Raw genomic sequence first — 16,873 nt, 5'->3', positions numbered from 1 at the left:
TATAATTAGATTTCTAATTTTTTAACTAATACACAAGCATTGTGGCCTCCAAAACCGAAAGTATTACTCATTACAACTTTCATGTCTCTTTTCTGAGCTGTGTTAAATGTAAAGTTCAGTTTAGAATCTATGTTTTCATCATCCGTAAAATGGTTGATTGTAGGTGGTACTATTCCATATTTTAATGAAAGAATCGAAGAAATTGTTTCAACTGCTCCGGCTGCTCCAAGTAAATGACCTGTCATGGATTTAGTCGAATTTAAATTCATCGTGTACGCATGTTCACCAAAAACATGCAATATTGCTTTAGATTCTGCCATATCGCCAAGTGGTGTTGAAGTTCCGTGCATATTCACACCATCAACATCAGTTGCTTGCAAACCAGCATCTCTCAAGCAGTTTAGCATTACATTTTTAGCGCCTAATCCTTCAGGATGCGGTGCAGTAATGTGATACGCATCAGCTGACATTCCGCCACCGCCGATTTCGCAATAAATTTTTGCTCCACGGGCAACGGCATGTTCATATTCTTCTAACACCAACGCACCAGCTCCTTCACCTAAAATAAAACCATCTCGATCTTTATCCATTGGTCTTGAAGCAGTTTTAGGATCGTCGTTTCTGGTTGATAAAGCATGCATAGCATTAAAACCTCCCATTCCGGCTATTGTCACCGCAGCTTCAGAGCCACCGGTTATCATAGCATCAGCATGTCCTAATCTAATATAGTTAAAAGCGTCGATTATAGCATTTGTAGAAGAAGCGCAAGCTGAAACAGTAGTGAAATTTGGACCTCTGAAACCGTATTTTATAGAAATATGACCACCGGCAATATCCGAAATCATTTTTGGAATAAAGAAAGGATTAAATTTTGGTGTGCCATCTCCGGCTGCAAAATTCAACATTTCAATTTGAAACGTTTCCAAGCCGCCAATTCCGGAACCCCATATAACACCAACTCTGTCTTTGTCTAATTTTTCGAAATTAAAACCTGCATCAAGTACCGCTTCATCTGATGAAACCATGGCATATTGTGCGTAGCGGTCCATTTTTCGGGCTTCTTTTCTGTCTAAAAAATCTTCAGCATTAAAATTTTTCAATTCGCAGGCAAATTGCGTCTTAAATTTTGAAGCATCAAAATAGGTAATTGGAGCAGCGCCACTAACGCCGTTAATAAGCCCGTTCCAATAGTCTTCAATGTTATTTCCAATAGGTGTAAGAGCGCCTAAACCTGTTACAACAACTCGTCTTAATACCATAAATTCTTTATTTTTGTTATCTTTAAACAAATAAAACCCATGCTTTCTTTACTGTATTACTATTACAAAAGAGCCATGGGTGTTACAGTAAATATATTTGTGATTGAAATTCAATCTCGAATTTAATTTTAAAAATAATAATAACACCCGTTTACAAGAATGCAAACGGGTGTGTCTTTTATTATTTTTTAGCTTCCTCGATATAAGAGATTGCTTGACCTACAGTAGCGATGTTCTCTGCTTGATCGTCTGGAATTTGAATGTCAAATTCTTTTTCGAATTCCATAATAAGCTCAACAGTGTCTAATGAGTCAGCTCCTAAATCATTAGTGAAGCTTGCTTCTGTTACAACTTCGTTTTCGTCAACACCTAATTTGTCTACGATAATCGCTTTTACTCTTGATGCAATGTCTGACATAATCTTTAATTTTAGAATTTAATTTGTTGGCAAAAATAAAAAACTTTATTTTAAAACAACTATTTAGTTAATAAATGTGACATCTAATTTATGAAATTTATTTTAACAAAGCTGTCGCAATGTTATTTATTTTCGATTTTTATGCCTTTTTTTGTGCAATTAAAACAGGTAAGGTTATGAAAAAAATTGTGGTTTTTGCTTCTGGATCGGGTACTAATGCTGAAAATATCATAAAGTATTTTGAAAAAACAAAAACGGGAAATGTTGTGGCAGTCTTCACAAATAATCGAAATGCAGGAGTGCTTGAAAGAGCAAAAACCTATGAAATACAAACAAATGTTTTCTCAAAAGAACAGCTTTTTGAAGGCGAAGTACTACATATGGTAAATGAAATCCAACCGGATTTGATTGTTTTAGCAGGATTTCTATTGAAATTCCCCGCAAATATCATAGCTGCCTATCGGGATAAGATCATAAATATTCATCCTGCTTTGTTGCCAAAATATGGCGGTACAGGAATGTATGGGATGCATATTCATAAGGCAATAGTTGCCAATAAAGAAAATGAAACCGGAATTACCATTCATTTTGTTAATGAAAATTATGATGAAGGAAATATTATTTTTCAACAAAATGTTGTTTTAGCAGGTGATGAAACTCCGGAGGAAGTGGCTCATAAAATTCATGATTTGGAACAAAAACATTTCCCAACGGTAATTGAGGAAATCCTAAATCTAAAATCCTAATTGATAAATGGAACACGAGGTACACATATACACGGACGGCGCTGCCAAAGGAAATCCCGGAAACGGCGGTTATGGTGTCGTGATGGAATGGGTAGGAAAACCGTATAAAAAAGAATTCTATGAAGGCTTTCGTCGCACTACTAATAATAGGATGGAGTTGCTGGGCGTTATTGTAGGTCTCGAAAAATTAAAAAACCCAAATACAAGAGTATTGGTAGTTTCTGATTCCAAATATGTGGTTGATTCAGTACAAAAAAAATGGGTTTTAGGCTGGGAAAAAAAAGGCTTTGCAGACCGGAAAAATACTGACTTGTGGAAACGTTTTTTAATTGTTTATAGAAAACACAAAGTGGATTTTAAATGGATCAAAGGACATAACAACCATGTCCAAAACGAAAGGTGCGATGAATTAGCTGTTATGGCTTCATTGCAAAAACAACTTTCTGTAGATGCTTTTTATGAAAAAGAGGAGGCAAAGCTGTTGTGATATAAGAATGTAAATTGGCAAAACTTTACAATTGACACTCTTTGCAACTTTATAACTTATAGACTATCTTTGCGCCTTAATTCGAAACGTATATAATGAATAAATTATTGATTGTTGGAACAGTAGCTTTCGACGCAATTGAAACTCCATTTGGAAAAACGGACAAAATTTTAGGTGGTGCGGCAACTTATATTGGTTTATCGGCTTCCTTTTTTAATGTACAATCCGCTATAGTTTCTGTAGTTGGAGATGATTTTCCGCAAGAATATTTAGATTTATTGACTTCTAGAAATATTGACATATCTGGTCTTGAAATTGTAAAAGGAGGGAAAACTTTCTTTTGGAGTGGTCGTTATCATAATGACTTGAATTCAAGAGATACGCTGGATACACAACTAAACGTTTTGGCTGATTTTCAACCAAAAGTACCGCAAGATTATAAAAACGCTGATATAGTAATGTTAGGAAATTTACATCCATTGGTACAAAGCAGTGTTTTGGACCAAATGGAAACACAACCTAAATTGACAGTATTGGATACTATGAATTTTTGGATGGATTGTGCTTTGCCTGAATTATTGGATGTAATAAAACGTGTAGATGTAATCACCATCAATGATGAGGAAGCAAGACAACTTTCCGGAGAATATTCTTTAGTGAAAGCGGCTGCAAAAATCCATATGATGGGACCTAAATATGTAGTAATTAAAAAAGGAGAACACGGAGCACTTATCTTTCATAATAAAGAAGTTTTTTTCGCGCCGGCTTTACCGCTTGAAGAGGTTTTTGATCCAACTGGAGCAGGAGATACTTTTGCGGGAGGGTTTGCAGGATATTTAACGCAGAGTGAAAATATTTCATTCGAAAACATGAAAAACGCAATTATTCAGGGGTCAAATTTGGCTTCCTTTTGTGTGGAGAAATTTGGAACCGAAAGAATGGTTGATTTAGATAAAACCGAAGTAGTTTCCAGACTGCAACAATTCAAATCACTGACACAATTTGATATAGAATTATAATATTATGAAACCTCGGAAACGGGGTTTTTTTGTTAAATAAAATTAGCAGGGAATTACATCTGATTTATCTTTTTTTTAAATCAGTTCAATTTATTTTTAGAATAACACAACAACACAAACAAACTTACAATGAGCGATGCTTTAAAACACGAGTGTGGTATAGCCTTAATTAGACTACTCAAACCGCTTGAATTTTACAAAGAAAAATACGGAACGGCTTTTTACGGAATTCAAAAGATGTATCTTTTGATGGAAAAGCAGCACAATCGCGGACAAGATGGTGCTGGTTTTGCAAGTATAAAATTAGACGTGGAACCAGGAGAGCGTTACATTAGTCGTGTTCGTTCTAATCATGCACAACCGATTCAGGATGTTTTTGCACAGATTAATGACAGAATTAATGAGGAAATGGCTTCTCATCCGGAATACGCGGATGATGTTGCGCTTCAAAAACAGAAAATCCCTTATTTAGGAGAATTGTTTTTGGGACATGTTCGTTATGGAACTTTTGGAAAAAACAGCATTGAAAGTGTTCATCCTTTTTTACGTCAGAATAACTGGATGCACAGAAACTTGATTTTGGCTGGAAACTTTAATATGACGAATGTTAAAGAGCTTTTTCAAAGTTTAGTGGAATTGGGTCAGCATCCAAAAGAAATGGCTGATACAGTTACTGTAATGGAAAAAATTGGTCACTTTCTGGATGACGAGGTAACTGATTTGTATCAAGAATGTAAAAATAATGGCTTAACAAAAAGAGAAGCTTCACCAGTAATTGCTGAAAAGCTGGATGTTGCCAAGATTTTAACCCGAGCTTCTAAAAACTTAGATGGCGGTTATGCGATGGCTGGACTTCTGGGACATGGAGATTCGTTCGTATTTAGAGATCCGGCAGGAATTCGTCCCGCTTATTTTTATCAGGATGATGAAATAGTAGTTGTGGCTTCAGAAAGACCGGTAATCCAGACTGTTTTTAATGTGCCTTTCGAAAAAGTGCAGGAAATTGAATCAGGAAACGCATTGATCATCAAGAAAAACGGGACAGTTTCTATGCAGGAAATTCTTCCGCCAACGGTTAAAAAAGCCTGTTCTTTTGAACGAATCTATTTTTCCAGAGGAAGTGATGCTGAAATATATCAGGAAAGAAAAACACTGGGAAGATTAATTCTTCCGGCTGTTTTAAACTCGATTGATCAAGATACAGACAATACGGTTTTCTCATATATTCCAAATACAGCTGAAACTTCATTCTACGGATTAGTGGAGGCAGCGCAGGATTTCTTGAATCAAAGAAAGAATAATTACATTCTTCAAAACCGAAATACATTAACGAAGGAATCGTTGCAAGAATTACTTGCGGTAAAAATACGTACTGAAAAAGTAGCGATTAAAGATGCTAAACTAAGGACCTTTATTACAGAAGATAGCAGCCGTGACGATTTAGTAGCGCACGTATATGATGTGACGTATGGCGTTATAAAACCAACAGATAATCTGGTTATTATTGATGATAGTATTGTTCGGGGAACCACCTTGAAAATGAGTATCATCAAAATGATGGATCGTTTGAATCCAAAGCGAATTGTTATAGTGTCATCGGCGCCACAAATTCGCTATCCGGATTGCTACGGAATTGATATGGCTAAACTGGAAGGTTTGGTAGCGTTTAAAGCTGCTTTAGAACTGCTTAAGGAAAGAAATTTGTATCATATCGTGGATGAAGTATATGTGAAATGTAAAGCGCAGGAAAACTTCAAGGACATTGAAATTATAAATTACGTAACGGCAATTTACGAACCTTTTCAACCTCAAGAGATTTCAGATAAAATCGCACAAATGTTAAGTTCTCCGGAGATAAAAGCCGAAGTGAAAATTATTTTTCAAACCGTAGAAGATTTACATATTGCTTGTCCAAAAAATTTAGGAGATTGGTATTTTACAGGAGACTATCCAACACCTGGAGGAAACCGAGTGGTAAACCGAGCATTCATGAATTTTTATGAAGGAAAAGACGCCAGAGCGTATTAATTTTGGGGGTCCATAAGGTTTTAATCGGTTTTCTAAGTTGTTCATCTAATTTATTTGGTGGCAACGAAGAACTAGTATAAATTTGAATCACCATAATATTAGTAGGTTAAGTTTATGGTAGATTTGGGGCAAAAAGGGTGGAAGAGATTCCACCTTTTTTATTGGAGTAAAGTCAGGAAATGATATGAAAAAAAATCACCGATTTCAAATCTTGAAATCGGTGATTTTTGTTTTAAGAAACAAGAAAAAAGACAACAGTAATTTTTGAAGTCTTTATTCTTTCATCTGGAATCTCTTTTTATTTATCTAAAGCGAATCTTCTTGCTACTTCCGTCCAGTTGATTACATTGAAAAAAGCTTCAATATAATCGGGTCTTCTGTTTTGATAATGCAAATAGTATGCGTGTTCCCAAACATCCATTCCTAAAATTGGAGTTCCTCCACAACCTACACCAGGCATTAATGGATTGTCTTGGTTTGGAGTTCCACAAACTTCTACTTTTCCACCTTTATGCACGCAAAGCCATGCCCATCCAGAACCAAATTGAGTTGTTCCAGCTTTGCTGAACGATGCTTTAAATTCTTCAAAAGATCCAAAAGTCGCTTCAATCGCAGCTAATAAATCTCCAGTTGGAAGTCCGCCACCGTTTGGTGTCATCACAGTCCAGAACAAATTATGATTGTAAAAACCGCCGCCATTGTTACGAACTGGCATGTTTTTCATATCAAGATTAATTAAGATATTTTCAATCGTCTTACCTTCCATATCCGTCCCTGCAATGGCAGCATTAACGTTGGTGATGTAAGCGTTGTGATGTTTCGTGTGATGAATTTCCATCGTGCGCGCATCAATGTAAGGTTCTAATGCGTCATACGCATAAGGTAATTGTGGTAATTCAAAAGCCATAATATGATTATTTAAGTGATTTATAAATATATTTATTCAAATTTAAACATTAAACTTTGGAAACGGAAATTCTATTTCGTTATAATTTCATTAAATTAATTGATAGTGTGCTCTTTGGGATTGTAACAGACTTATTTTGAGGAGCTATTTACCTCGTCAATTCGCTCCGCTCGTGTCCTGCTTTCCGCCGCAAATGAAATTCACTGAACACCAATTAAAATAAAAGTATAATGAAGTAATCTTTTTATCTGTTGCAAAGGCGCGTAAAAAGGATTTCCACTTTAAACGAAGTTCATTGAACTCACATGAGAATAAAAGTTTGGTGAAGTAATCAGGGCTAAAAAACGGCTGTGTTTTAAATTGCCATTCTGTTTTTACTGTACGTTTTAGAACTAAAATTTCTAAATTAAGATTGCGCCATGGCCATACAAACAATACTGATTTTTGCGCCGGGAATTTTCAGCAAAGCTCTGGAACAAGCTTCCAGTGTTGCGCCTGTTGTGATTACATCATCAATTAAAAGGAAATGTTTGTTGTGGTCTTTTCCAGTAAAAGAAACATCAAAAATGGTTTCGATTCCTTCTGTTCTTCCTAATAAGTTTTTCTTGGATTGCGTTTTTGAGTACACATTGCGGATCAGCAGCGAATCATTATAATCGATATTTAAACCAGAAGAAAGTGCTTTTCCAAAAGCAGTTACCTGATTGTATCCTCTTTCTTTTAACTTTTTTCGGTGTAATGGAACAGGAATAATTTCATCAACAGATTGTAGTGAGTCAATGTTCTTTAGATCTTCGGCGTACCATTCGCCAAGAATTGCCCCAATTTCCTCGTGTCCTTTGTATTTTAAATTATGGATAAGTTCTTGTACAATTCCTTTTTTATGAAAATAAAATAATGCCGAAGTATGGATTACAGGAATTCGTCCGTAAAATTTTTTGAAAGCATCATTCTTGGAATTTAAATGATGATTTGTCAGTGGAATATCGTGTCTGCAAACCGTACAAATTACATTTTCATTGGATAATAAAAAGGAGCTGCAACCGGAACAGACTTTTGGAAAAAAGAGATTTATAATGCTTTCAAACATGTAATCAGGGATTTATTTATAAAAATAGACAAATCAATGCTTCAATCTTTAACAATTTTCTTTTTTTTAAGTTCACTTTTTATATTTTTGCATTATTATGGCAAAACAAGAAGATTTATTTAAGAATGTAATTTCGCACGCAAAAGAATACGGATTTATTTTTCCGTCAAGCGAAATATACGATGGTTTAAGTGCGGTCTATGATTATGCACAAAACGGAGTAGAATTAAAAAAGAACATACGCGAATATTGGTGGAAAGCAATGGTTCAAATGAACGATAACATTGTAGGTCTTGACGCGGCAATATTGATGCACCCAACTACTTGGAAAGCATCAGGTCACGTAGATGCTTTTAACGATCCATTGATTGATAACAAAGATTCAAAAAGAAGATATAGAGCCGATGTTTTGATTGAAGATTATGCCGAAAAGCTAAATCAGAAAGCAATCAAAGAAATCGAAAAAGCACGTGCTCGTTTTGGAGATGCTTTTAACGAACAGGAATTTGTTACGACAAATGCCCGTGTCATGGAGTACAAAGCCAAAGAAAGAGAAATTCTGGAAAGAATGGCGCGTTCTTTAGGAAACGAAGATTTGGAAGATGTAAAAGCATTAATTGAAGAATTAGAAATTGCTTGTCCGGAATCAGGTTCCAGAAATTGGACCGAAGTGCGTCAATTCAACTTGATGTTTGGAACAAAACTTGGAGCTTCAGCTGATTCAGCGATGGATTTGTATTTACGTCCGGAAACGGCTCAGGGTATTTTTGTGAACTTCCTGAATGTTCAAAAATCAGGTCGAATGAAAGTTCCTTTTGGAATAGCACAAACCGGAAAAGCATTTAGAAATGAAATCGTTGCAAGACAATTTATTTTCCGTATGCGTGAGTTTGAACAAATGGAAATGCAATTTTTTGTGCGTCCAGGCGATGAAATGAAATGGTACGAACATTGGAAAGCGGCTAGACTTAGTTGGCATTTGTCCCTTGGTTTAGGAAAAGAAAATTACCGTTTTCACGATCACGAGAAATTGGCGCATTATGCGAATGCAGCTGCTGATATTGAGTTTAATTTCCCTTTTGGATTCAAAGAATTGGAAGGAATTCACTCTCGTACCGATTTTGATCTGAAAGCACACGAACAGTTTTCCGGCAGAAAATTACAATATTTTGATGCTGAATTGAATCAGAATTATGTTCCTTATGTAGTAGAAACTTCAGTAGGATTAGACAGGATGTTCTTGGCAGTTTTCGCGACTTCATTGAAGGAAGAAACGCTAAAAGATGGCTCCACAAGAATTGTTTTGAAATTACCTTCGGTTCTGGCTCCAACTAAAGCGGCAATTTTGCCATTGGTTAAAAAAGACGGATTACCAGAAATCGCGCATAAAATCATTGACGATTTACGTTGGGATTTTAATGTGGCGTATGATGAAAAAGATGCCGTAGGAAGACGTTACAGAAGACAAGATGCGCTTGGAACACCGTTTTGTATTACAGTAGATCATCAAACAATAGAAGATCAAACGGTAACGATTCGTCACAGAGATACAATGAAACAAGATCGTGTGGCTATTAAAGACTTAAAATCAATTATTGAAAATGAAGTTTCAATGAAAAACTGGTTGATGAAAATGTAATTAGTTGCGATTAATATTAAAAAAAAGCTTCTCGATTGAGAAGCTTTTTTGTTTAAAATCTGTAACCTAATGTTATTCCGCCTCGTCCTACTATTTCATTATCAGTATCGCTGCTATTAAATAAGTTTCTACCAACACCTGCATTTATTTCAAAAAGAAATCCTTTTTTGGTAATCCATTTAGAACCCAGACCAAAACCAAGTGCAAAATCGGTTCTGTTTTCGATGTTTGAATTGTATGGATCGTATGAATTATTGTTATAAACATAGCTATCATAAGAATTCAGCATCCCAAAACCTTCCACAAAAAAACCAGCCGCCGGTTTTTTACTGAAATAAAAACGATAGAAGGGAGTTAGGCTAAATTTGGTGTAAAATTGATCATCATAATTGAAAAATAATGATACTCCAACTCCGGATTCTTCGCTAAGTAATCGTTCGTAAGTGAATTCTCCGGCGCCTATCACCAATAAAAGTGCATTTCCTTTTAATTCATTTCTTTTAAAATCGACTGTTTCTTTTTCTTGGCTAAAACCAAATAGAGAAGAAGTTAGGCAAATTAATACAAATAGTTTTTTCATAATGTTGGTTTTTTTATAAAAGTAAGATAAATTTGTAAAAAAAGTATTTTTTACGTTTAATTTTTTGCTGGCTAATTTGCACAGAGTAATAATCAATCGATACCGTTAATTTTTATGTCAGTAATAAAATAAGTCCCAGCTTTTCTATTGGAAATTTTTTGTGATAATAACGAGATGTTTTTTAGGTATGGTTTACTAAATGAAATTTATTTTAACTGGTTAGAAAATAAAAAACAACGCTTTTTATCGGATATATTTGCACTTCATCTTAATGTGTTAACATTTGTTTAAAACATATTAACAACTTATGAGGAAAAAAGGTTAAATGATTATTTTTAAAATGTTGAATAAGATTCTTTTATTTGATTTTTCATGCTTTCGTATAATTAGTTTCCCTAAACCACGATAGTAATTTAATGATCTGAAGTATGTTTTGCTTTGAATATCAGATTTAATGCCTCATAATTTCAGGAAAAGCCATTGATGAATTACTCGTACATTATTATTGACGACAATCAAGAAGGTGTTCTAAAAACAAAAGGCATTGCTGATAGTTTTTCAGAGCTTACTTTTGTGGCGTCCGCAAATAATTACACTGATGGACTAAATCTTATTTTAGAACATATTCCTCTAATAGTTTTTCTCGAAATTGATCCTAATAATAAAGCCAGTAATTTGTCTTTGGCACTTATCAATGAACTGCACAGGTATTTAAAAGTTATCCCAAAAATTATTGTTACATCCAGCAATAAAGATTTAGCCTTTGATGCTATAAAATGTGAGGTTTTCGATTATTTCGTAAACCCACTGCTAAGAATTGATCTGGTAAAATTGATATTAAAATTAAATAAGTCAAAAGTTGAAAGTGAAGTAGATTTGAATGAACCTATAACTTTTGATGAAAAACCAACATTCCTCCCACAACCCGAAACGATAAGTCATGGACAATCGTTGACATTGTGTATTAAGTCTTATGGAGATTATCGTTATATTGATGCAAAAGACATTTGTTATCTGCGGGCGGATAATAATTCAACAGATATCTATCTCAACAATGGAGAAATGATTACTGCTTTTAAAACATTGAAACATTTTGAACGAGCATTGTCGTATCCATTTATTAGAATTCATAATAGTTACATTGTAAACCGTAATTATATTTCCAGAATTCATAGTGGAAATTCTCTCTGTTATATTAAAAATAGTCCTGAAAAACTTCCTTTTTCTAAATCATACAAGATCAATGTCGATCTCATTATCTCCGAGTTTGCTAACGGAAATTATTTAGAAATATAAAATCAGCCATGCACTCAAATTTGATATTCATCTACCACCAAACGGATGCATTCTACCATAAACGTCTTTTTTTGTAGGAAAAAATTAAGTTGTCTGTGTAGTTTTACAGAAGAATCACAGATTAATTGTGCTTCTAAATAAGATAAATCAAAACAACAACATAAAAAACCCAAATTATGAAAAAAGCAATTTTAACAATCGGATTATTCTCTTTAGTAATGGTATTAACTTCTTTTACTTCAAATGAAAAAATCACTTCAGTAACAAAAAAAGACAATAAAGCAGAGGTTTTTAAAATCGAAAATGTGAGATTGGAGCTTGCTGGAAGCGGATCAACAAGCGCTGGGAATAAAAAAGTAGATTAGTAAACTTCTCCTATAAGTTTAAAAGGCTATCAAAGAAATTTGACAGCCTTTTTTTATGGTACTAATTTTATTTTGTTATTTTTGATGAAATAAGAATCTCCTATTGAAATTAACTTCCTATATAGTAATTGTTTTAACATTCTTTTTTTTGGGTTGTAACCAAAAGAAAAGAGCGTCAGCTGTAAATGTGCGCTCACAAGACAGCCTTACTTCTTATTTAACTTTTGCTAATGATTTTGACTTGCCTACTCAGTTGCGAGAGCAATACGTACAAAAAGCATCAATAATTATTGCTGACCAAGAAAATGACTCGCTACACCGTGTGAATTTATTTAAAATCGCTAACCGGTATTACAACTTAGACAAATTTGAAGAGTATAAAAAAGCAGTGTTTGTAATACTCAAAAAATCTGAAGAAAAAAAGGATTTGTTTAGTCTTGCAAAGGGCTATACCTACTTAGGGGATTATTATTATTCTCAAGCGGTATCGGATAGTTCTTTTTTATTTTATGACAAAGCCGAGAAAATGTATCTCGAACTAGAAGACAAAACCAATCAAGCAAGAACGATTCTGAATAAAGCCAATCTTCAATATAACGTAAGTGATTTTTTGGGATCTGAAAAAGCCGCTTCTAAAGTTTTAAAAATTATAAATGATACAGATCAAAGTGAAGTGTTGTATCATGCTTATAATTTATTGGGATTAATCTATAACGAATTAGATGATTTTGATAATGCAATGACATACCATAACAAAGCCTTGGCGAGTATTGATGAAATAATTCCATCAGTTTTTCAGCCAAAGGCTACTTCTTATAATAATATTGGATTAGTTTATCAAAATAAAAAAGACTTTAAGAAAGCAAAATCTTTTTTTCAAAAAGGATTAGAAGAAGAGAATGTATTTAAAGACAAACCCTCACTGTATGCCATGCTGTTAGATAATTTAGCTTATACCAAATTTAAACTGAATGAGAAAAATGAATTGCCAGAGTTGTTTTTTAAGTCATTAAAAATCAGGGATAGTTTGCAGTTTACAGTTGGAGTTATTGCAAGTAAAATTAATTTATCAGTATATTTTATGTCTGAGAATGATAGTGTAAATGCAAGTAAGTATGCCAAACAAGCGCTTAAGTTATCACAAGAGACTAATAATTATCGTGATATTTTAAACTCGTTAAAGCAATTATCTGTAACAGAACCACAAAACGCGGCGATATATGCCAGAGAATACATTCTTGTCAATGAAAAACTCCAAAGATCAGACCGTAAAATAGGGAATAAATTCTCCCGTATAGAGTTTGAAACAGAGGAAATCAAAAGCGAAAATACGGACTTAGTTCAACAAAATAGAAATTTAGTATATATTTTTAGCGGATTAGCGATGATTGGTTTGTTTTCATTTGTCATTAGAACACAAAAAGCAAAAAACAGAGAATTGTTATTCAAGCAACAACAGCAGATTGCCAATGAAGAGATTTATAATTTAATGATTTCACAACAAAACACAATCGAAATAAATAGGATTAAGGAGAAAAAAAGAGTGGCGCAAGAATTGCATGATGGAGTTTTGGGCAGAATGTTTGGAGTACGAATTAACTTAGATAGTTTAAATAAAGTTGTTGATGAGACTGCTATTGAAAAAAGAAACAACTATTTAACAGAATTAAAAAATATTGAGCAGGATATTCGTGAGATTTCCCATGATCTTAATAGAGAAAAATCAGAATTAATTAATAACTTCGTCGCGATAATTGATAATTTATTTGAAGACCAAAAAAAGACTTATAAATCAAAACTCATTTCTAATATTGATTCTGCGATAAAATGGGAATTGGTGAGTAACCCGGTAAAAATTAATTTATATCGTATTTTGCAGGAAGCACTCCAAAATATTAATAAATATGCCAATGCAAATACCATTAAAATAGAACTGAAAAAAGAAGCGGATTACTTGATTTTAAAAATCACCGATGATGGCATTGGTTTTAATGTGAAAACAGCCAAAAAAGGAATTGGCCTGCAAAACATACTTTTTCGAGCCAAGGAATGCGATGGAGTTTTTGACATTAAATCGGCAAAAGGTAAAGGAACGATTATAACCGTTACAGCCCCAATACAATAGAAAATAAACCTACAATTTACACAAAAAATGGCGATTAATTTAGTTGATACATTAACAACGAAGAATAAAATTTTAATAGTTGACGACCATCCGTTCATTATTGAAGGTTACAAAAATGCAATTACCAGATATAATCCGGATGAATTTGAGTTTTTTATTACTCAAGCTAAAGATTGTCAATCAGCATACCAGATTATTACAAATCCAGATATTCCCGCATTTGACATCGCTTTTTTGGATATTAGCATGCCTCCTTTTGAAGAAAAAAATATTTATTCTGGGGAGGATTTAGCGAAGTTATTATCTGAATATATGCCAAACTGCAAAATCATTTTGCTAACCATGTATACGGAATTGCTGAAGATTAAAACAATTATCAATACGATAAACCCAAGTGCACTGGCTATAAAAAATGATTTAACATTTGACGAATTGCTTTTTGCTTTTGACAAAGTTATAAAGGATGAAAAGTATTACAGTCAATCCGTTCTAAAAATGTTAGCCCAATCGGAGGAAGATGCAATCGAAATCGATCAATTTGATAAACAAATTTTGTTTCATATATCAAAAGGTACTAAGTTGAATACTATTCCTCAATATATTCCAATTTCTTTGGGTGCAATAGAACAAAGAAAATTAAAACTAAAAGAATTATTAAAAATTGAAGACGGCAGTGACATTGACTTAATTCGAGAAGCTAAAAATAAAGGATTGCTTTTTTAAATTTCTTTTACAAAAAAACGACACTTATTAGGTGTCGTTTTTTGTTGTTCTAATGTATACTTTATTCACTCAAAGCATCCCAGCCACGTGCTTTTAACGCAATTTTGGTGTTGGCACGAGTAACTAAATGAATCCCTTCACTTTCCTGTGTCATGTGACCAATGATAGTGAAATTTGGATTGCCTTTGATTTTTTCAAAATCCTCCATAGCAATAGTGAAAAGCAATTCATAATCTTCCCCACCGTTTATCGCAACGGTTGTACTGTCGATATTGAATTCTTCACAAACAGAAATAAATTGAGGATCTATTGGTAATTTGTCCTCATATAGATTACAACCCACTTTGGACTGTTTGCATAAATGCATAATTTCCGATGACAATCCATCCGAGATGTCAATCATTGAAGTTGGTTTTATTTCTAAAGCATGCAATAAAGTACGGACATCTTTTCTGGCTTCCGGCTTCAATTGACGTTCGATTAAATACGTATACGCATCTAAATCTGGTTGTGAATTTGGGTTCACCTTAAAAACTTGCTTTTCTCTTTCTAAAACTTGCAGTCCCATGTAAGCAGCTCCAATATCTCCGGTAACTACTAATAAATCAGTTTGTTTCGCGCCGTTTCTATATACGATTTCATTTTCGTCGGCTTCACCAATAGCAGTTATGCTGATAATTAATCCTTTTTGAGATGAAGTCGTATCGCCGCCTATAACATCTACATTATATTCACGAGCTGCATGCGTAATTCCTGCAAACAATTCGTCTAGAGCTTCTAAAGGAAAACGATTGGAAACGGCTACAGAAACCGTAATTTGAGTTGGCTTGGCATTCATCGCGCATATGTCCGAAACATTTACCACAACTGCTTTATAGCCTAAATGTTTTAACGGCATGTAAGCCAAATCAAAATGCACACCTTCAATGAGTAAATCGGTAGAGATAACCACCTTTTTGTCTTTGAAATCCAAAACGGCTGCGTCATCCCCAATTCCCTTTAGAGTAGAAGGCTGATTAATTTCAAAGTTTTTTGTCAAATGGTCTATCAATCCAAATTCTCCTAATTGAGCTATGCTAGTACGTTGTGGGTTTTTATCTTCAATCATTATTTTAATTGTTTTGAGGTTGCAAATATACGAAGAAATATTCGCCTTGATTTGTACCAATTTTTATGAATTTTATTCGACCTTTAGAGTAATTAAATCATAAAAAATGAAGTCATTTGATATAGTTACGATAACAGTTAATCCTGCTTTGGACAAAAGTACTCACTTTAAAGGCTTAAAACCGGAACAAAAAATACGCTGTGATGAACCACTCTTTGATGCTGGTGGCGGCGGAATCAATGTGTCTAAGGCGATTTCCCGTTTAGGAGGAACCTCGTTAGCGGTATTTACTTCTGGCGGGCCAACAGGTAAAATGCTTGAAGAGTTGGTTGACAAGGAATCAATTGCTTATGAGGCTGTTACCGTTAAAAGTTGGACCAGAGAAAGTTTTGTTGCCGTGGATGATAATACTAATTCTCAATACCGATTTGGGTTTACGGGCGGAAGAATTTCCGAAGAAGAAAGCAATAGAGTATTGGAAACGATATCAACTTTAAACCCAAAATTCTTAGTAGCCAGCGGTAGTTTGAATCAAGGTTTGTCTACTGATTTTTATTCAAAAATTGCAGAAATTGCCAAAAAATCAAATGCAAAGTTAATTATCGATACCTCAGGCGAAGCATTAAAAAAAGCATTAGAAGTTGGTGTTTATATGATTAAACCTAATGTTGGTGAACTCGCAAAATTAATAGGCGTGGAGCGATTGGAACTGGAGGAAGTAAACGAAGCTGCCAAGCAAATCATTACAAATGGTGGCGCCGAAATTGTTGTCGTTTCCCTTGGTCCACAAGGCGCCGTTTTGGTTACAAAAGACTCTTGTGAGTTTGTTCCTGCTCCCAATGTTGCCAAAAAAAGTACAGTAGGTGCCGGCGACAGTATGGTGGGTGGGATAGTTTGGGCACTTTCGCAAAATAAAAATCTTAAAGAAGTTATCCGTTGGGGAGTGGCTTGCGGCTCGGCAGCAACAATGAATGAAGGAACTCAATTGTTTAAATATGAAGATGCTAAACGATTATTTGATTGGTTGAAGGGTAAATAAAAACAAAAAAAACCTGATAATTTTTACATCGTCAGGTTTCATCT

Annotated in this window: 16 protein-coding genes; 10 read left to right on the top strand and 6 right to left on the bottom strand. The window is 34.2% G+C overall.

Annotation, left to right across the window (positions count from 1 at the left end; translation table 11 throughout):
* Nucleotides 1-5 precede the first annotated feature (5 nt).
* Together fabF and ACP7AQ_RS08990 are read right to left on the bottom strand one after the other, a co-directional pair.
* The gene (fabF, locus tag ACP7AQ_RS08995) at nucleotides 6-1,259 is read right to left on the bottom strand and encodes a beta-ketoacyl-ACP synthase II (protein WP_426095222.1); all 1,254 of its coding nucleotides are present in this window, start codon (nucleotides 1,257-1,259) and stop codon (nucleotides 6-8) included.
* Between the two features lie 181 nt (nucleotides 1,260-1,440).
* Nucleotides 1,441-1,677 carry an acyl carrier protein gene (locus ACP7AQ_RS08990; RefSeq protein ID WP_007137004.1) on the bottom strand — a complete coding sequence of 79 codons (237 nt, stop codon included), beginning with the start codon at nucleotides 1,675-1,677 and terminating at the stop codon, nucleotides 1,441-1,443.
* Nucleotides 1,678-1,853: 176 nt separating this feature from the next.
* On the opposite strand from ACP7AQ_RS08990, the gene purN reads away from it, so the two are divergent.
* The 4 genes from purN to ACP7AQ_RS08970 all read left to right on the top strand — a co-directional run bounded on the left by purN (nucleotide 1,854) and on the right by ACP7AQ_RS08970 (nucleotide 5,957).
* Nucleotides 1,854-2,423, top strand: a complete 570-nt coding sequence (gene purN / locus ACP7AQ_RS08985) for a phosphoribosylglycinamide formyltransferase (RefSeq protein ID WP_426095221.1) — start codon at nucleotides 1,854-1,856, stop codon at nucleotides 2,421-2,423.
* A 7-nt stretch (nucleotides 2,424-2,430) separates the two neighbouring features.
* Entirely contained in the window at nucleotides 2,431-2,910 is a 480-nt protein-coding gene (gene rnhA / locus ACP7AQ_RS08980; RefSeq protein ID WP_426095220.1) for a ribonuclease HI, read from the top strand.
* Between the two features lie 95 nt (nucleotides 2,911-3,005).
* Complete coding sequence (locus ACP7AQ_RS08975; RefSeq protein WP_426095219.1) at nucleotides 3,006-3,929, top strand: PfkB family carbohydrate kinase; 924 nt, start codon at nucleotides 3,006-3,008, stop codon at nucleotides 3,927-3,929.
* 129 nt (nucleotides 3,930-4,058) lie between these two features.
* The gene (locus ACP7AQ_RS08970; protein ID WP_426095218.1) at nucleotides 4,059-5,957 is read left to right on the top strand and encodes an amidophosphoribosyltransferase; all 1,899 of its coding nucleotides are present in this window, start codon (nucleotides 4,059-4,061) and stop codon (nucleotides 5,955-5,957) included.
* Between the two features lie 298 nt (nucleotides 5,958-6,255).
* On the opposite strand, the gene ACP7AQ_RS08965 is transcribed toward ACP7AQ_RS08970, so the two are convergent.
* Complete coding sequence (locus tag ACP7AQ_RS08965) at nucleotides 6,256-6,864, bottom strand: superoxide dismutase (RefSeq protein ID WP_426095217.1); 609 nt, start codon at nucleotides 6,862-6,864, stop codon at nucleotides 6,256-6,258.
* Nucleotides 6,865-7,270: 406 nt separating this feature from the next.
* A complete protein-coding gene (locus ACP7AQ_RS08960; RefSeq protein ID WP_426095216.1) occupies nucleotides 7,271-7,954 on the bottom strand; it encodes a ComF family protein in 684 nt (227 codons plus the stop codon).
* 97 nt (nucleotides 7,955-8,051) lie between these two features.
* Here ACP7AQ_RS08960 and ACP7AQ_RS08955 point away from each other — a divergent pair, with 97 nt between their 5' ends.
* Nucleotides 8,052-9,593, top strand: coding sequence for a glycine--tRNA ligase (locus ACP7AQ_RS08955; protein ID WP_426062771.1), 1,542 nt, complete (start codon nucleotides 8,052-8,054; stop codon nucleotides 9,591-9,593).
* 52 nt (nucleotides 9,594-9,645) lie between these two features.
* Here ACP7AQ_RS08955 and ACP7AQ_RS08950 read toward each other — a convergent pair whose 3' ends face one another.
* Nucleotides 9,646-10,173 (bottom strand): DUF3575 domain-containing protein, encoded by a 528-nt coding sequence (locus ACP7AQ_RS08950; protein WP_426062772.1) that lies wholly within the window; start codon nucleotides 10,171-10,173, stop codon nucleotides 9,646-9,648.
* Between the two features lie 483 nt (nucleotides 10,174-10,656).
* Between ACP7AQ_RS08950 and ACP7AQ_RS08945 the strand changes: the two genes are divergently transcribed.
* From ACP7AQ_RS08945 to ACP7AQ_RS08930, 4 genes are all read left to right on the top strand, one after another.
* Nucleotides 10,657-11,469: a LytR/AlgR family response regulator transcription factor gene (locus ACP7AQ_RS08945; RefSeq protein ID WP_426095215.1), complete on the top strand. Its 813-nt coding sequence runs from the start codon at nucleotides 10,657-10,659 to the stop codon at nucleotides 11,467-11,469.
* A 176-nt stretch (nucleotides 11,470-11,645) separates the two neighbouring features.
* Nucleotides 11,646-11,834 (top strand): hypothetical protein, encoded by a 189-nt coding sequence (locus ACP7AQ_RS08940; protein WP_426090707.1) that lies wholly within the window; start codon nucleotides 11,646-11,648, stop codon nucleotides 11,832-11,834.
* A gap of 103 nt (nucleotides 11,835-11,937) precedes the next feature.
* Complete coding sequence (locus tag ACP7AQ_RS08935) at nucleotides 11,938-13,959, top strand: tetratricopeptide repeat-containing sensor histidine kinase (protein ID WP_426095214.1); 2,022 nt, start codon at nucleotides 11,938-11,940, stop codon at nucleotides 13,957-13,959.
* A gap of 27 nt (nucleotides 13,960-13,986) precedes the next feature.
* Nucleotides 13,987-14,682: a response regulator gene (locus ACP7AQ_RS08930; RefSeq protein WP_426095213.1), complete on the top strand. Its 696-nt coding sequence runs from the start codon at nucleotides 13,987-13,989 to the stop codon at nucleotides 14,680-14,682.
* A gap of 61 nt (nucleotides 14,683-14,743) precedes the next feature.
* Here ACP7AQ_RS08930 and thiL read toward each other — a convergent pair whose 3' ends face one another.
* Nucleotides 14,744-15,790 carry a thiamine-phosphate kinase gene (gene thiL / locus ACP7AQ_RS08925; RefSeq protein WP_426095212.1) on the bottom strand — a complete coding sequence of 349 codons (1,047 nt, stop codon included), beginning with the start codon at nucleotides 15,788-15,790 and terminating at the stop codon, nucleotides 14,744-14,746.
* Nucleotides 15,791-15,896: 106 nt separating this feature from the next.
* Between thiL and ACP7AQ_RS08920 the strand changes: the two genes are divergently transcribed.
* On the top strand, nucleotides 15,897-16,829 hold the full coding sequence (locus ACP7AQ_RS08920; RefSeq protein ID WP_426095211.1) for a 1-phosphofructokinase family hexose kinase: 933 nt from the start codon (nucleotides 15,897-15,899) through the stop codon (nucleotides 16,827-16,829).
* The last annotated feature ends 44 nt before the right edge of the window (nucleotides 16,830-16,873 follow it).

This window comes from Flavobacterium sp. DSR2-3-3, from assembly GCF_049896585.1.
Lineage (GTDB): Bacteria > Bacteroidota > Bacteroidia > Flavobacteriales > Flavobacteriaceae > Flavobacterium.
This window is presented reverse-complemented; position numbering and strand designations above follow the sequence as displayed.

Bases quoted from the DNA above. Each gene is read 5' to 3' on its own strand.
- fabF (WP_426095222.1), bottom strand. From the start codon at position 1,259: ATGGTATTAAGACGAGTTGTTGTAACAGGTTTAGGCGCTCTTACACCT.
- ACP7AQ_RS08990 (WP_007137004.1), bottom strand. From the start codon at position 1,677: ATGTCAGACATTGCATCAAGAGTAAAAGCGATTATCGTAGACAAATTA.
- purN (WP_426095221.1), top strand. From the start codon at position 1,854: ATGAAAAAAATTGTGGTTTTTGCTTCTGGATCGGGTACTAATGCTGAA.
- rnhA (WP_426095220.1), top strand. From the start codon at position 2,431: ATGGAACACGAGGTACACATATACACGGACGGCGCTGCCAAAGGAAAT.
- ACP7AQ_RS08975 (WP_426095219.1), top strand. From the start codon at position 3,006: ATGAATAAATTATTGATTGTTGGAACAGTAGCTTTCGACGCAATTGAA.
- ACP7AQ_RS08970 (WP_426095218.1), top strand. From the start codon at position 4,059: ATGAGCGATGCTTTAAAACACGAGTGTGGTATAGCCTTAATTAGACTA.
- ACP7AQ_RS08965 (WP_426095217.1), bottom strand. From the start codon at position 6,864: ATGGCTTTTGAATTACCACAATTACCTTATGCGTATGACGCATTAGAA.
- ACP7AQ_RS08960 (WP_426095216.1), bottom strand. From the start codon at position 7,954: ATGTTTGAAAGCATTATAAATCTCTTTTTTCCAAAAGTCTGTTCCGGT.
- ACP7AQ_RS08955 (WP_426062771.1), top strand. From the start codon at position 8,052: ATGGCAAAACAAGAAGATTTATTTAAGAATGTAATTTCGCACGCAAAA.
- ACP7AQ_RS08950 (WP_426062772.1), bottom strand. From the start codon at position 10,173: ATGAAAAAACTATTTGTATTAATTTGCCTAACTTCTTCTCTATTTGGT.
- ACP7AQ_RS08945 (WP_426095215.1), top strand. From the start codon at position 10,657: ATGAATTACTCGTACATTATTATTGACGACAATCAAGAAGGTGTTCTA.
- ACP7AQ_RS08940 (WP_426090707.1), top strand. From the start codon at position 11,646: ATGAAAAAAGCAATTTTAACAATCGGATTATTCTCTTTAGTAATGGTA.
- ACP7AQ_RS08930 (WP_426095213.1), top strand. From the start codon at position 13,987: ATGGCGATTAATTTAGTTGATACATTAACAACGAAGAATAAAATTTTA.
- thiL (WP_426095212.1), bottom strand. From the start codon at position 15,790: ATGATTGAAGATAAAAACCCACAACGTACTAGCATAGCTCAATTAGGA.
- ACP7AQ_RS08920 (WP_426095211.1), top strand. From the start codon at position 15,897: ATGAAGTCATTTGATATAGTTACGATAACAGTTAATCCTGCTTTGGAC.